A 15,348-nucleotide genomic window follows, 5' to 3' on the forward strand; every position below is an offset into this window, starting at 1 on the left:
AAACCGTTTCCCCCAGATGCTGTTCATAAAAAAGTCGGTGTAGACATTGACAACTGGAACCGTCAGCACCCGTTTTCGCTTCAGCCGCTGCAAAATGCGCGACGGAAACGAATGGGTGCAGACGATTAAATCCGGCTGTTCTTCTTCCACCATCTTTTTCATTTTGCTTTCAAAATAAGGCAGCCATGGCTCAAACGAAATGAACTCAAACCGGGGCGGCTCTTGGTACATCAGCGTTTTGTACACACGGTGGTACGAAGCAGGATGCGAGCGAATCCAGCGCAAGTAGGCCTCTGACACCATTTTTTCCATCAGTTCATTGCAATAGCTCAAAAAATCGATCTTTTTGCTTTCGACCGCCGGAAACTGGCGGCGCAAAAAATCCATCAACGTATCGGCTACTTTATGGTGTCCCGTATTCATTTGAAACAGCGGCAAAAACAATACTTTCATCATCGATCGCACCCTTTAGCTTTCGAAAGATTTTTTGCGCCTCCGCTGCCCAACCCATGCCGCAAGCAAAAAAAGCAAAAACAACGCCAAACCGGCAAGCGGAAAAGAAATCAGGGGGATATGGATGCGCTGGCCGAGCCAAAGCCCCGCCGCGGTCAACGGAACGGCCCAACCTGCCGTTCCAAGCGCCGACAGCAACAAAAACGGCCCGAACGGAAACCGGCTCACTCCCGCCATATACGGGCAAATTTGCCGCACCCCGGGAGCATAGCAGCCGAACAAAATCCCCCATTTGCCATAGCGGCCAAACCATCGGCGAGCCCGCTCCCAACGTTCAGCCGTAATTCCGACGCACTTGCCGTACTTTTGCACAAACGGCGCCCCCCACCACCGGCCGGCGCCGTATGCCGTCACCATGCCGGCCATCGCCCCGCCCCAGCATGAAGCGAGCGACGGTCCAAGCAGCAACTGCTCCTTGGCCACCATCACGCCGACCAAAAAGAGCAAGCTTTCCTCCGGCGCCGGAATGCCGACAATGCCGCAAAACAAAAAGAAAAACAGCATCACATATCCATATGACTGGACATACGGCAACCATACGCTTGTATCCATAGCTCCCCCGCTACATCGCCGAGATTTGTGTATTAGTTTGCACATTTCGCAGTTCCGTAATCGTCACCCAACGCATCTTTTTCGCTGCTTCATCCTTAAACAGCAGCTCGAGCGCTGACAACATTTGCTCTGGCGCGCGTTTGTCAGCACCCAGCGCATCCCCATTGTCATGAAGCACAATCACCGCCCCGCCGCGGATGGACGAACGCAAGCGGTGGAACAATTCCATTGTACCAATTTTTTCGTTCCAATCGCCAAGAATATGCGACCATAGCACCGTTGTATACCGCTTTTGCACGATCGGCGTCCAAGCGTTAAAATGCCCCCACGGCGGGCGGTAATACACCGGGCGTTGGCCCGTCGCCCGCTCAATCGCCTTAGCGGCGCGGCGCACCCCCCAATCCAACCAAAGCGGCGGCAACAGCCAATTGCTGATGTGGCGGTAATTATGAATCCCAATTTCATGGCCTTCTTCGGCCATCCGCCGCACAATATCCGGATAGCGCTCGACTTTGCGGCCGACAACGAAAAACGTCGCCTTCACGCCATATTTCTTTAATAAATCAAGCAACTTTGGCGTATAATACGGGTCGGGGCCATCATCAAACGTCAGCGCCAGACAATCGGATGCCGTTCCCTCCCGAAACAAACGCACCCGCTTTTTGCGAATGATGATCGTCGGTACAATCCCATAAATGGCAATTCCCACAATGAAACAAACGAACAACCAAGCCCACATGGCATTCACCTCTTGATTGTACTTTACCAATATTTCTTCTCTCTGAAAATAGAAAAATGAACTTTCTGTATTCGAGATCATCACGATGTAGGTGTTTTATCATATAACAAACAAATGAGAAATCGAAAAGAAAATCATGAAAATTTCATGCAGACCGTCCAGTCTTCTTATTTCCTATACGAAAACCGCCATCGCTTGGTTTCCTCCCGAAGCTCGGTGGAATTTGCTATAATACATAACGATACACGAGCGATTAAAAAAAGACAGGTGATCCGCATTGCGAAAAAAAATCATTTTAACCGGCGGCGGCACAGCCGGCCACGTGATGGTCAACGTCGCCCTCATCCCGAAATTGAAAGAGCTTGGATGGGATATCGTTTACATCGGATCTCATCAAGGGATTGAACGGGAGATTATCGGCCGCATCGACGGCGTCCCGTACTATTCGGTTTCGACTGGAAAACTGCGCCGCTATTTTGACTGGAAAAACTTTAAAGATCCATTCAACGTGCTGAAAGGCGTTTGGCAGGCGTACCGCCTGATCCAAAAAGAAAAACCGGACGTCGTCTTCTCAAAAGGCGGATTCGTCTCCGTTCCCGTCATTCTCGGCGCTTGGCTGAACGGCGTGCCGTCGGTGATCCATGAATCTGACTTAACCCCGGGGCTTGCGAATAAAATTGCCATGCCGTTTGCGACAAAAATCTGCCTCACCTTCCCGGAAACGAAGCAATATGTCAATGCCGATAAAGCTGTCTACGTGGGCGCCGTCGTCCGCGAAGAGTTGAAGGATGGCAGAGCCGAACAAGGGAGGAAGATGTGCCAGTTCGACGGAAAAAAACCGGTCTTGCTGGCGATGGGCGGCAGCTTAGGCTCGAAAAAAATTAACGACGCCTTGCGCGCCAACCTATCGACGCTTCTTGCCGAATTTGACATCATCCACATTTGCGGCAAAGGGAACATCGACCGAAGCCTCGCAGGCCAAAAAGGATACAAACAGTTCGAATACGTCAACGAAGAGCTGCCCCACTTACTCGCCTTAGCCGACATCGTCGTCTCCCGCGCCGGGGCGAACGCCATTTTCGAACTGCTCTCCTTGCGCAAGCCGATGCTGCTCATCCCGCTCTCGAAAGCGGCAAGCCGCGGCGACCAAATCCTTAACGCCCGTTCGTTTGAAAAAGCCGGCTATGCGGAAGTGCTGATGGAAGAGGACTTGACGAACGAATCGCTGCAAGCCGCCATTCACCGCCTATACGAAAACAAAGACCGCTACCGAAAAAACATGGAGAAAGCCGGCGCAAGCGATCCGCTGCAAACGTTGCTTGCAATCATTCAAGACACCGCCCGCCGGTAAAAACAGGCGATGCCCGATGCGGCCAACCACGGCCGTTTTTCGGCATCGCCTTGTTTTGCATGGAAATGACTAATAAACGTGAACTACTTATCTGTATTATAACTCATAGTACAGATAAGCAACAACCATTTTTTCTACTCTTCTCAACAACCTTCCCAATCTAAGCATATTTTTACTTGCAATCCATCCGTTATCTTTTATCCTCTTAGGCGGAATGTACACCATCCAAGTGAAGATAAGCAACCCGCCCGGCGGAACACCCCGCCAGGCGGCACGACTAGAAGTATAAGAAATAAATGACAATGGCCAGCACGATCCGATACACGGCAAACGGCACGAGGCGGATGCGGTTGATGAGCTCAAGGAAAAAGCGAATCGCGAGCAAGGCGAAGACAAAGGCGCTCAAAAAGCCGGCGATGAAAAACGGAATATCGGCGGTGGTGACGTATTGCCAGTTTTTCAACAGCGACAGCCCGCTCGCCCCAGCCATGATCGGAACAGCCATAATGAACGTGAAATCGGCGGCGGCGCGATGGCTCATGCCGACAAGCACCCCGCCAGAAATCGTCGAGCCGGAGCGGGAAAAGCCGGGCCACAAGGATAAACATTGCATCAAACCAACAAAAAACGCCTGCTTGTACGTAATTTGGTCGACCGTCTGCGTCCGCGCGGCTTTTTTGGCGAATTGGTCGGCGGCAATCATGAGCAACGCGCCGAGCACAAGGCCGATCAGCACCGTTTTGGTCGAAAACAAATGTTCATCGATGTAATCTTCAAACAAGACGCCGAGCACCCCAGCCGGCAGCAGACCAATGATGACGTGAATGAGGTTAAGGCGCGGATGTCCGCCCGGATGACGGCCGCGAACGCCAAGCAAGTCGAGAAATCGGTCTTTAAACACGACCACAGCGGCTAGAATCGAGCCGAGCTGGATGACGACTTTAAACGTATTCGCCGCGTACTTGCCTAAAAACTCTGTGGATTTCAGCCAAAGATCGTCGACCATAATCATATGGCCGGTCGAGGAAACCGGGGCAAACTCGGTCAGCCCTTCGACCATTCCTAAAATGATCGCCTTCCATAATTCCATCCAGTGCATGTCCTTCCATCCTTTCTGCGCGGGGTCGTCCTTTCTATACATATGGGCCAAGCGGGTGGAATAACACTCCGCTTTTGGCCGCGCCTGCTCTATTGTACTACAAATCTTTGTCTTGTACTACCCGCGCTTTTTCTAGTCAGCGACCTTGTTTTCAAGACAGAACAGTCGACTTCCTGTTGCTGCCTAATGGGACGGGCCGGACGCTTCCCCTAACTCCCCGCGCCGCTCTAAGTAATGATACAAAGCGCCGAGCAAGTTCGCATCGTTTTTGAATTGGCACGTCTCCACCACTGGCTGGACTTTGGCAATGGGAACGAGCGACAATAACACCGAAAGCCGCTTGTTGATTTCGTCGACGAAATCGGGGCGGCTGCTAATGGCCCCGCCCAAAATGATTTTTTCCGGGTCATATGCGTACTGCAAGTTAAAAATCCCTTGGGCCAATGAAAAATAAAACCGGTCAATGGCCTTTTGCGCGGCTTCATCGCCGCTCTCGGCCAACGCAAATACTTTTTCTCCGTCCAGCTCCCTCTCCGGCATCCCCTTTTCCTCAGCCGCCATCCGGATCAACGCGCTTGTCGCCGCCAGTTCGCTCCATGTTTTGCATTCGATCCTTCCGTTCTCATAGCGGACATCCATCAACATATAGCCAAATTCCCCGCCGTGCAAATGCGCCCCTTTATGGATGCGTCCGTCTTTCACGATCGCCCCGCCAATGCCGGTGCCGACAATGACAAAGGCGATGTCGCGGCAGCCCCGGCCCGCCCCCTTCCATAACTCGCCAAGCGCCGCGCAATTCGCGTCATTTTCCATCTCCACCGGCAGGCCCGTCGCCCCGCCGAATACTTCTTTAAAGTTTGGGCCGTGAATACAAGGCAAGGCGCTGCTTCCGCCGATGACGCCGATGTCGCTATCCACGCTTCCTGCGGAACTGATCGCAATGCCGGAAAGTGGATAGTTGGCCTGCGCCTGGCGGACGACGTTAAGCAAGTCATCGCGAAATTGATGAAAGTCATGCCGCTCCGAACGGTAACGCCCCTTTTCGAAAAAGTCGCCATGCTCGTTCATGACGGCATGTTTGACATATGTGCCGCCAATATCAAAAACGATATAGTAACGCACCGATGACGCCTCCTTCGTTTTTTATCTTTCCTCTCTTCTAGCTCCATTCGGCTTAGCTGTTTCTCCGCTTTTATGTATTCGCCGTCGGTCCATCCGCTCCTCCCTGCCGCAATGAAAGAGGCCGCTCCACTTGGGGGAGCGGCTCGTTTCTGTTATCGTTCATATCCTAATCGACAACGCCTTTTGCGCGTTGCGGACGTCGTTGTGAAGGAGCTGGACGAGATCGTACGCTGGATAATCACTTCGTTCATACATATAGTTGAACGCTTTTTCGTGCGTGTCAATGGCTTTAAGCAGATGTTTGACAAACGTTTTGCGCAGCACCGGCGTCGCCGCCTCGGTAATGGCAGCAGCATAATTACGCACTGCCGCTTTTGAAAAGCCAAGCAAGTCGCCAGCGTGCAAGGCGCGGTCGCCATCATCATGGTCACGGCTTTCTTCCATCATCGGTGCGGCCGGGATGAAGGCAAGCAACTCGCGCAAATTCGTTTCCAGCCCTTGAATCGTCTCAAGGTACAATCTTTTTAATTCAGGACAGTCGATTTTGCCGACCGCCTTTTTCATTTTTATGAGACCGTTTGCTTGAAAAGCGATCAGTTCATGCAACTCCAACGTTTCATGCCAAGCCAAATGGCGATGACCGTACGTATCATTCATTTTGTTTCCTCCTTGTTTTATTTTTCCATTTATTGTATATGCCCACTAAGGAGAAACGGTCACCGTTGTACAAGACATCCGCATCAGCAAAAAAGCGCTTCGCGAAATGCGAAGCACCTTCCATATCATCATTACAGCCAATCCCCGCCATCAAATCCATCGCCGCCATCAAACCAATCATCCACGTCCAACCCGTCAGCGACATCATCGATCACATCGTCAAGCAACTCTTCCGCCACCATTCCCGCCAACATCCCGGCCGCAAATCCTCCAATGGCGCCAGCCCACCCATGTCCGCCATGATGCGAATGATGGACGGGTGGATAATGGCCAACTGGATGGCTATAAATAGGCGAATGCGGCGTTGCCAACGGATGCCCGCTCAGCTGGCCGAACGCCCCGGCCGCCCACACCGCCTCTTCGATGGCTTCCCGAAGCAGACGGGCTGCCGTCGCCGAATCGCGAAGCTGTTCGTGAGTGATCAACAGCTCCCGTTTCATTTCGCGTTCCCCGCCAAAGCCGTGGCGGACGTCGATCTCCATATACAAACGCACCCCTTCTCCCTCGACAAGGGCAAAAAACTCGACTTCTTGGACGATCCCTTGAAATTCGCTCGTCGGGAAGAACGAAAATTCCTGGCCATGCGGCGTAATGCTTCCGGATGTCGCTTTCTCCCGGAATCCCAGGGCGGCCAAAGCGGAAAACACTTGCTCCAAGGCCGTCGGCGGCAAAATGTGAATGGCGTCTTGGTCATATGCATCCGCCCCATCGGCAATATCGAGCCGGGTGACGAACGTATAACGGACCGTTGGGCGGCTGATCGGCAAATGGAGCGGCAGTGCGTACGAAAACGGGAGCACTTTCCGCTCACCGGGCTGAATCGTAAACGAGGAAGCGACCGGGATCACCGCTGCGGTTCGGCGATATGCCTTTCCTTCCGCGTGCACCTCCAATTGCAATACGACATCTAGGTTCCGAATGTGTTGGGCGACCGAACCACCTTCCAGCAAAAATTCCCCTTCCAACGTTTCACCAAGGCGCACATGAGGGCGATGCAGCACGAGATCCACTTTGGCAGCGCCAATGCCGAATTTCGATAAAAACTTTTTCCACATCGGACCTCTCTCCTTTTTCATCAACCTATTTTCACATTTGAATTACGAACGAGCCGCCAAAATGGTGTCACCGAAATAATTTGATCAACCCTAGGACAATCAACACAACCCCAGGCAGCATTGTCGCCTTTTTCATGATTCCCGTTTTCGACACCATGTACCCCAACGATAAGCCGACTCGGATGAACATGAGAGTAAATACGCCAACCAACAGGGAAAACGAAAGCGGCGGGAAATGCAAAAGCGACGAACTGATCCCGGCGCCAAATGAATCCATCGACAAAGCGATCCCGATCAACAACGCTTCTTTTTGGCTGATCGTGCCTGAACGATCAAGATCCCCAAGTTCAGGCCGTTTCAATACTTGAACAGCGCCACTGAATCGGTTAGCCTCCCCTGTTCCATCACATTCCATAGAGGAATCGCTTCCGTCTCCCTTTGGCTTATAGACGTTATAAATCGCCCAACCGCCAAGCGCCATGAGAATGACTGAAGCAAGCCCTCTCTCGACTTGCAACGGCAAAACAAGCGCCAACAGACGGCCGATGTTCATGGACACAAACACCATCATTCCAGACATGCATGCAATAAGCGCCAACGAAAAGCAGGAAAAACGGACACCACCCATTCCATACGTAATGCCTACGCTCAAGCTGTCCATGCTCACGCTGAAAGCGAGCAAAATCATGGACACCCATAACCACATATGAATCCCCCCCTGCCGTACAATATGCAATTCCGTACGGAGAGGGGACTTTCTTGCCATTCGACACGCATCGATTTCCGGGGAAATGTTTCCCCTTTTCTCGACATTATTCCCGCAAATGATACGGCAGCGTCGCAATGACAACATCTTTTTTCATGATCAAGAAAAAGCGCAAGATGATGGCTGTTTGGTTATGCAAAAATGTATGCCACCATTTTTTCACGATAAATTGCGGCAAGAGCACCGTCACCGGCGCGCGGTCTGCTTCTTTTTCCGCTTTCGTGATGTATTCTAACAATGGCGACAAAATGGTTCGGTACGGTGAATAGATGACTTTCAACGGAATGTCCGGATAAAACTTCTCCCACTTTTGCCGCAGCTTTTGTTCGTCTTTTTCGTCGAAAGTAATCGACAGTGCCGTAATGTCGTCGGAAATGCTGCGAGCGTACTGAACGGATTGGGCGACCACTTTGCTGACGCCGGAAATGGGAATAATGACTTTTGGTTTCAACAGTTTCTCGCGCTGTTGCCACTCCCGTTCGTCAAGCCGCAATTGCTCGCCAAGTTTTTTGTAATGCTCGTGAATTCGGATGAACATCCAGACAAACAACGGAATCGCCACGATAACGATCCACGCTCCTTGCGTAAATTTAGCGACCATCGTGACGAGCGTGACGATCCCGGTGACCACCGCTCCCGTTCCGACGGTGAGCAGCACGCCGAACTTCCGTCCTTCTTCCCGTTTCCATAATTTTTTAATCAACCCGCTCTGACCGATGGTAAAGGAAAGAAAGACGCCAACCGCATAAAGCGGGATGAGCGAATGAGTTTTGGCATGAAACGCGATGATCAATACGATCGCCAGCACGCTCAACAACATGATGCCATTGGAAAACACGAGGCGATCGCCCCGGGCCGCCAAGCTTCTCGGCAAAAAACCGTCCTTCGCCATAATCGACGTCAGCTGCGGAAATCCGGCAAAACTCGTATTCGCCGCGAGCACTAAAATGACCATCGTGGCCAGCTGAAACAAGTAAAACACAAGACCATTCCCAAATACATGACGCCCGATTTGCGAAATGACCGTTTGATGCTCGGTCGGAGTAACGCCGAATCCCGCCGCCAACACGGTGATGCCTAAAAACATCACGCCAAGCAATGCGGACATCCATCCCATCGTAATGGCAGCGTTTTTTGAACTGTCCGGCCGGAACGCCGGCACGCCGTTGCTGATGGCTTCGACCCCGGTCATCGCCGAACATCCCGACGAAAAGGCGCGCAGCAAAATAAACAAACTGTAACCGGACGCAAACATGTGAGCTGAGGAAGCATGCTCATGCATCGTAAACCCATGCCATCCTTCATGCCACAACTGCCACCCGCCGACAGCGATCATCACGAGAACGAAGCCAATGAACACATACGTCGGGTAGGCGAAAACTGTTGCGGATTCGGTAATGCCACGCAAATTGAGCACCATCAAAAACAAGACAAGGGCGACAGCGAGCTCCACTTTCCACGGCAGCAACCCCGGAAACGCCGATGTCAACGCGGCGACGCCGGAGCTGATGCTGACAGCGACGGTCAAGATATAATCGATCATAAGCGCCGCCCCAGCCACCAAACTGATTTTCGTCCCCAAATGGTCGCGGGCGACAACATACGCCCCGCCTCCAGACGGAAACGCGTAAATAATTTGCCGATACGACAACGTCACTAACAAGAGCAATACTAAAATCGCCACCGCGATCGGCAGCGAATAGAAAAAGACGCTTGTCCCTAATAAAGCAAGCACAAGCAAAATTTCTTCCGTCGCGTAAGCCACCGATGACAGGGCATCGGAAGAAAAAACGGCCAATGCCTTCCACTTAGGCAATTTTTCATGTTTCAACTGTTTCGTTTCCATCGGTTTCCCAATCAACAAACGTTTTAAGGAAGCCATGCTTCCATTCCTCCCTAAAGCAGCATATAGAGTTGACTCATCGATTCAAAAGAAAAAACCGCTGAGGACGCACTCAACGGCTACAAATGTTCTAAGGCCATACTCGTCCCTCCCCAAAGCGCTTGCGAGGTTAGCTGTCGGGTTCGGGCTTGGAGAGATGCCCTTCCTGATCGGATTCACCCCAAGACAGCAGACGCTGCCAAATCGGGTCCCCCGCTCCATGCCGGATTCAGCGCATCGTATCAAGTTATTCTTGCTTCCATATCTTACCCCTTTGCTTGTCCCTCCGCCAACCTTGAAAAAGGAGGAAAACAGCGAGTTTCTGGGCTTTTGGGCTTATTTTTTCTTTATTATTTTCCCTTCGCTCACGCTCCCGACATTTTTCTGTTTTTCACTCATCCAATCATCATTTTCCCTTTCGGATAGCGGAACGGATCGGGCTGACGGCGCAGCGTGACCGCATAAGCGATCGTCAACGGGCCTACGCGGCCGGCAAACATCGTGAAAATAATGATCGCTTTTCCAAGCGGAGACAATTCAGGGGTTAATCCCATCGATAGTCCAACAGTCCCAAACGCCGATGTCGCTTCGAATAAAATCATGAAAAAGTCTTTTCCCTTTTCGGTAATCGTCAACACCATCGTCACAAGCATGACGACAAACAATCCGCTCATCGTCACGGTCAGCGACTTGTATACCGTATCGTAGACGATTCGTTTTCGGAACAAAATGACGTCTTCCTTCCCGCGGATTTGCGACCAAACCGCGCCGAGCAAGGTCGTAAATGTCGTTGTTTTGATTCCTCCGCCCGTCGAACCCGGGGAAGCGCCGACAAACATGAGAAAAACGATCAAAAACAGCGTCGGTTGCGTCAAATCCGGGATGTTAAGCGTATTCGAGCCCGCCGTTCTCGGAGTGACCGCTTGGTAAAACGCGGACAAAAACTTGCCTGAGAGCGACAGCGGCCCCATCGTCTTCGGATTGTTCCACTCCAGCAGCAATATCAGCGCCATGCTGGCAAACACCAGCCATGCGGTCGTGATGACCACCACCTTCGTATGAAGAGACAGCCGCCGTGTTTGCCGGTACTCATACACTTCATTCATGACAATAAATCCGATGCCGCCCAGTATAATTAAAATCGGCACGACAAGGCTCACGACCGGATCTTCCACATAGCCGGTCAAACTGCGAAACTCGCCCATCAAGTCAAAGCCGGCGTTGTTAAAGTTGGAAATCGCATGAAAGAACCCAAAGTACACGGCTTTCCAAAACGGCATATCGAACGAGAAACGAATCGCCAACAGCAATCCGCCGATGCCCTCAATGACGACGGTAAAAACGAGAATGCGTTTCACGAGCCGAACAATCCCTTCGATGCTCAGCTGATTGAGCGCCTCTTGCAGCAACAACCGCTCTTTCAAGGAAATCCGCTTGCCGAGCAAAAAGGCAAACAACGTAGCAAATGTCATAAATCCAAGCCCGCCCACTTGGATCAGCGCTAAAATGACCAGCTGGCCGAACAACGTGAACGTCGTCCCCGTATCAACCACAACAAGTCCGGTCACGCACGTAGCAGACGTCGCCGTAAACAAGGCGTCTAAAAACGGAAGTCCTTTTCCGTCAACGGTCGCCGTCGGCAGCATCAACAAGAAAGCTCCAACCAAAATAATCAAGGCAAAGCCGGACACTAATACTTTCGGCGGATCGAAAAATTTACGGTTCGCATTCAAAGCCCCATCCCTTCCCCCTCGCTCACATAATCGCCTCTTTATAGTTGTGGATGATGCATAGAAAAAATATACCAAAAACAAGCTTGTTCGGGTACTCTAAACCATTTTCATCATAACATTCTTTCTGCATAATAAAATGGATAAAGGGCATGGCCACCGACTTCAAGAATGTGGATGCATTGAAACCTTTTCCGTCTCCGTTCGTCTATATGAATGGCAAATGGCAGTCCGACTGGGACCACACAGGCATTGAAGCGCGGAAGGGGGCTTGCACCAGTCCCATAAAAACATTCCATTGACTTTTGGCAACAGACGTATTATGCTACTTGACATGGAGACGTTCCGATGTAAAATCATGTAAGAATAAAATGTTTGTTGCTGTGGGCAACGGCTGTTGATATAAACATAGAAGCATCGTTAAGAATACGAGGCAAAGGAGGAGAAGAGGACGTGAAGGCAATTTGGGAAAAATGGTTGAAAAAATGTCGTTCTCTCCCTAACCAATACATTGGCTTTTTTATTTTTGCCGTGCTCTTATTTTGGTTGAAGACGTACGCCGCCTATTTAGCGGAATTTAACCTTGGCATCAGCAACTCCATGCAGGAGTTTTTATTGTTCATCAACCCGATCAGCTCGGCGGTATTCTTCCTTGGGTTGGCGCTGTTGGCCAAGGAAACGCGTGTGTACAAATGGATCATTATTATTAATTTCATCTTATCGTTCATTCTATACGCCAATATCGTTTATTATCGTTTTTTCAGCGATTTTATTACATTCCCGACGTTGACGCAAACGAAAAACTTCGGCGATCTCGGCAGAAGCATTTGGGAGTTGCTCCGCTGGTATGACGTGTTCTATTTCTTGGATACGATCATTTTGGCGGTGATCGTTTTCTCGAAGCGATTCTCGCTCCCGGAAGTGCAGGCCGGCCGATTCAAAAAAGGCGCCATTTTCGCTTCGGCCATTCTTATGTTCAGCATCAACTTGGCGCTCGCTGAGACCGACCGCCCGCAGCTCTTGACAAGAACGTTCGACCGCAACTATATCGTCAAATATTTAGGCGTGTACAACTATTTGATTTACGATGCGTTCCAAAGCATGAAATCATCGACGCAGCGGGCGTTCGCAAACAAAAGCGACATCACGACCGTGCTGAACTATGTGCAGGCGACGTATGCCAAACCGAACCCGAAATATTTCGGCGTGGCGAAAGGGAAAAACGTCATTTACATTCATTTAGAGTCGCTGCAAAACTTTGTGATTAACTATAAGTTGAACGGTGAAGAAGTCACCCCGTTCTTAAACTCGCTCACCCGCGATCCGAACACATTCTATTTCGATAACTTCTTCCATCAAACGGGTCAAGGGAAAACATCGGACGCAGAGTTTATGCTCGAAAACTCGCTCTATGGCCTGCCGCAAGGGGCTGTCTTCACGACGAAAGGGCAAAATACGTACCATGCGGCTCCTGCCATTTTGCGCCAATACGGTTACACAAGCGCGGTTTTCCACGGCAACTACAAATCGTTCTGGAACCGCGATGAAATTTACAAATCGTTCGGGTTCGATCATTTCTTTGACGCCAGCTACTATGATATGAACGACGAGGACGTCTTGAACTACGGGTTGAAAGACAAACCGTTCTTCCGGGAGTCGATCCCGCTGTTGGAAACGTTGAAAGAGCCGTTCTATGTGAAATTTATTACACTGTCGAACCACTTCCCGTACCCGATCAGCGAGGAAGATGCCACAATCCCGCCGGCAACGACGGGAGACGACTCGGTCGACCGTTACTTCCAAACGGCCCGCTACTTGGATGAGGCCGTCAAAGAGTTCTTTGATTACTTGAAAAAATCCGGTCTGTACGACCGCTCGGTCATCATTTTGTACGGCGACCATTACGGCATTTCGGAAAATCATAACAAAGCCATGGCGCAAATTTTAGGAAAAGAAATTACGCCGTATGAACATGCGCAATTGCAGCGGGTGCCGCTGTTCATCCACGTGCCGGGCATAAAAGGCGGCGTCATTCACGAGTTTGGCGGCCAAATCGATTTGTTGCCGACTTTGCTGCATTTGCTTGGCATCGACACGAAAAATTACGTCCACTTCGGAACGGACTTGTTGTCGCCGGACCATCAAGAAATCATCCCGTTCCGCAACGGTGACTTCGTAACGCCAACCGTGACAGCGGTCAACGGCAAGTACTATGATACGAAAACGGGCGAGCCGCTTGAAGAAACGCCGGAGATTCAACGTCTCGAACAAATCATCCGCACGAAGCTCGACCTGTCGGATAAGGTTGTTTACGGCGATTTGCTCCGGTTCTATACACCGAAAGGCTTCAAGCCGGTCGATCCGTCAAAATATGATTACAATAACCGTGAAGAGGGAAGCGATCAATGATCGCCTCCCTCTTTTTTCTAGCGCTGCAGCAGTTGCTCAATGGCCCGCTTCGCATTCACGTAACCCGCCCCATATACGTTCGGGTCGCGCCCTTTCCACAAATCGGCGCCGTCTTTTAACGCCTGCTTGATTTCATCCGGCGTTGCATTTGGTTTGGCCTGAAGCATCAACGCGACAATGCCGGCGCAAATCGGCGTCGCCATCGATGTACCGGACATCGATATATAATGGTCACCGACCCGGCTTTGCTTATTCATCTTGTCAAGAAATGAACGCGGGGCGCGAAGCGATATAATGTTGACCCCGGGAACGACGAGATCCGGTTTTGTCACCCCATACTCGGTCGGCCCTCGGCTCGAAAACGACGCCACCTCATCGTCGGCGCGCGTTGCCGCCGTATCATGATCGTCAAGAGCACCGACGGTAATGATGCGGTCGCTAATGCCCGGGCTTGAAATCGTCCCATAATTCGGCCCTTCATTCCCTGCCGCCGCACAGACGACAATGCCCTGCTCCCACGCCCGCTCCGCGACTTGCACGAGCGGATCATCATTTTCTATCGGAAACGGCTGCGGCTCCCCTCCAAGCGATAAGGAAATAATATGGATTCGCTTGGCCGAGTTTTTCTTATTGTAATCAATGCACCACTCAATGCCGCGTATGATCGTCTCGAGCGTCCCGCTTCCCGAACGGTCGAGCACCTTGATACCAATGAGGCTTGCCTCATACGCCGGTCCGGCATACAGCCCGTCCGACATGCGCCCGTTTCCGGCCGCATCGCCGGCGCAATGCGTACCGTGGCCGTTGTCATCATACGGGGTTGTGCGCCCATTGACAAAATCGACAAAGGCAGCAATCCTCCCCTCCAAATCCGGGTGCGGGTAAATGCCTGTGTCGACAATGGCGATCGTCACTCCTTTTCCGCTTAACTCCGTTCCGTTGACAGCCACATGTTTGGCATTGGCCGATGGGACTGCATTGTTTAACAGCGCCTTGACCTGCCGATTGAGGTACACTTTTTTCACTTTCGGATGCTCGAGCAGCTGCTCAATCGCTGCCGGCGTCACCCGTGCGCTGTAGAAGGGAACATGGCGAAAATGGTGGCGTACTTTCATACGGAAATGATCGCGTTCCGCCTTGGCCACTGCCTCCATCCCTTCAGCATTTTCGACTTCAATCAAGACGGAAAGCGTCCGCCATTTCCTCAGCCATCGCTCCACCCAACGATGGAAAATGCACGGCATGCGCATCATGGGCTTATACATATTGACAAGCGCATGACGAAGCGGACGGTCAAGCCGCGCTGCATGGCGGCGAGCGAGCTGCACGATCGAATAGGTGAACACATTCTTCCCCTCCTTGCGTGTTTCGCTATACTCATATGAGGGAAAGATCGCGAAAGAAGCGGCGAAC

The 15,348-nt window shown here is 51.4% G+C and carries 14 protein-coding genes and 1 riboswitch; of the genes, 2 read left to right on the forward strand and 12 right to left on the reverse strand.

The annotated features are described in order from the left end of the window. The 3 genes from GZ1_RS09900 to GZ1_RS09910 all read right to left on the reverse strand — a co-directional run. Nucleotides 1-456, reverse strand: a 456-nt coding sequence (locus GZ1_RS09900) for an MGDG synthase family glycosyltransferase (RefSeq protein ID WP_444542588.1), incomplete at its 3' end; no start/stop codon positions are given. A 12-nt stretch (nucleotides 457-468) separates the two neighbouring features. Beyond that, nucleotides 469-1,065, reverse strand: a complete 597-nt coding sequence (locus GZ1_RS09905; RefSeq protein WP_011229731.1) for a DedA family protein — start codon at nucleotides 1,063-1,065, stop codon at nucleotides 469-471. Between the two features lie 10 nt (nucleotides 1,066-1,075). Further along, entirely contained in the window at nucleotides 1,076-1,804 is a 729-nt protein-coding gene (locus tag GZ1_RS09910; RefSeq protein WP_033005337.1) for a polysaccharide deacetylase family protein, read from the reverse strand. 277 nt (nucleotides 1,805-2,081) lie between these two features. Here GZ1_RS09910 and murG point away from each other — a divergent pair, with 277 nt between their 5' ends. Continuing rightward, complete coding sequence (gene murG, locus GZ1_RS09915; RefSeq protein WP_060788398.1) at nucleotides 2,082-3,155, forward strand: undecaprenyldiphospho-muramoylpentapeptide beta-N-acetylglucosaminyltransferase; 1,074 nt, start codon at nucleotides 2,082-2,084, stop codon at nucleotides 3,153-3,155. 277 nt (nucleotides 3,156-3,432) lie between these two features. On the opposite strand, the gene GZ1_RS09920 is transcribed toward murG, so the two are convergent. From GZ1_RS09920 to GZ1_RS09950, 8 genes are all read right to left on the reverse strand, one after another. Beyond that, a complete protein-coding gene (locus GZ1_RS09920; protein ID WP_015373784.1) occupies nucleotides 3,433-4,254 on the reverse strand; it encodes an undecaprenyl-diphosphate phosphatase in 822 nt (273 codons plus the stop codon). A gap of 183 nt (nucleotides 4,255-4,437) precedes the next feature. Next, nucleotides 4,438-5,376: an ROK family protein gene (locus tag GZ1_RS09925; protein ID WP_060788399.1), complete on the reverse strand. Its 939-nt coding sequence runs from the start codon at nucleotides 5,374-5,376 to the stop codon at nucleotides 4,438-4,440. Nucleotides 5,377-5,535: 159 nt separating this feature from the next. After that, nucleotides 5,536-6,033, reverse strand: coding sequence for a spore coat protein (locus GZ1_RS09930; RefSeq protein WP_060788400.1), 498 nt, complete (start codon nucleotides 6,031-6,033; stop codon nucleotides 5,536-5,538). After that, complete coding sequence (locus GZ1_RS18925) at nucleotides 6,026-6,202, reverse strand: hypothetical protein (protein WP_155824518.1); 177 nt, start codon at nucleotides 6,200-6,202, stop codon at nucleotides 6,026-6,028. Before GZ1_RS18925 ends, GZ1_RS09930 begins: the two co-directional genes overlap by 8 nt. Further along, nucleotides 6,165-7,148 carry a sporulation protein gene (locus GZ1_RS09935; protein WP_014194671.1) on the reverse strand — a complete coding sequence of 328 codons (984 nt, stop codon included), beginning with the start codon at nucleotides 7,146-7,148 and terminating at the stop codon, nucleotides 6,165-6,167. Before GZ1_RS09935 ends, GZ1_RS18925 begins: the two co-directional genes overlap by 38 nt. A 67-nt stretch (nucleotides 7,149-7,215) precedes the next feature. Beyond that, on the reverse strand, nucleotides 7,216-7,854 hold the full coding sequence (ytaF, locus tag GZ1_RS09940) for a sporulation membrane protein YtaF (protein WP_011229724.1): 639 nt from the start codon (nucleotides 7,852-7,854) through the stop codon (nucleotides 7,216-7,218). Between the two features lie 106 nt (nucleotides 7,855-7,960). Continuing rightward, complete coding sequence (locus tag GZ1_RS09945) at nucleotides 7,961-9,796, reverse strand: APC family permease (protein WP_060788401.1); 1,836 nt, start codon at nucleotides 9,794-9,796, stop codon at nucleotides 7,961-7,963. Between the two features lie 104 nt (nucleotides 9,797-9,900). Beyond that, nucleotides 9,901-10,041: riboswitch (cyclic di-AMP (ydaO/yuaA leader) on the reverse strand. Between the two features lie 150 nt (nucleotides 10,042-10,191). Continuing rightward, the gene (locus GZ1_RS09950) at nucleotides 10,192-11,529 is read right to left on the reverse strand and encodes a TrkH family potassium uptake protein (RefSeq protein WP_013522785.1); all 1,338 of its coding nucleotides are present in this window, start codon (nucleotides 11,527-11,529) and stop codon (nucleotides 10,192-10,194) included. Between the two features lie 450 nt (nucleotides 11,530-11,979). On the opposite strand from GZ1_RS09950, the gene ltaS reads away from it, so the two are divergent. After that, entirely contained in the window at nucleotides 11,980-13,935 is a 1,956-nt protein-coding gene (gene ltaS / locus GZ1_RS09955; protein WP_047757495.1) for a lipoteichoic acid synthase, read from the forward strand. A gap of 17 nt (nucleotides 13,936-13,952) precedes the next feature. On the opposite strand, the gene GZ1_RS09960 is transcribed toward ltaS, so the two are convergent. Then, nucleotides 13,953-15,281: a S8 family serine peptidase gene (locus tag GZ1_RS09960; RefSeq protein WP_047757494.1), complete on the reverse strand. Its 1,329-nt coding sequence runs from the start codon at nucleotides 15,279-15,281 to the stop codon at nucleotides 13,953-13,955. Nucleotides 15,282-15,348 lie beyond the last annotated feature (67 nt).

Origin of the sequence: Geobacillus zalihae NBRC 101842, from assembly GCF_001544135.1 — a bacterium.
GTDB classification, from domain to species: Bacteria; Bacillota; Bacilli; order Bacillales; family Anoxybacillaceae; genus Geobacillus; species Geobacillus zalihae.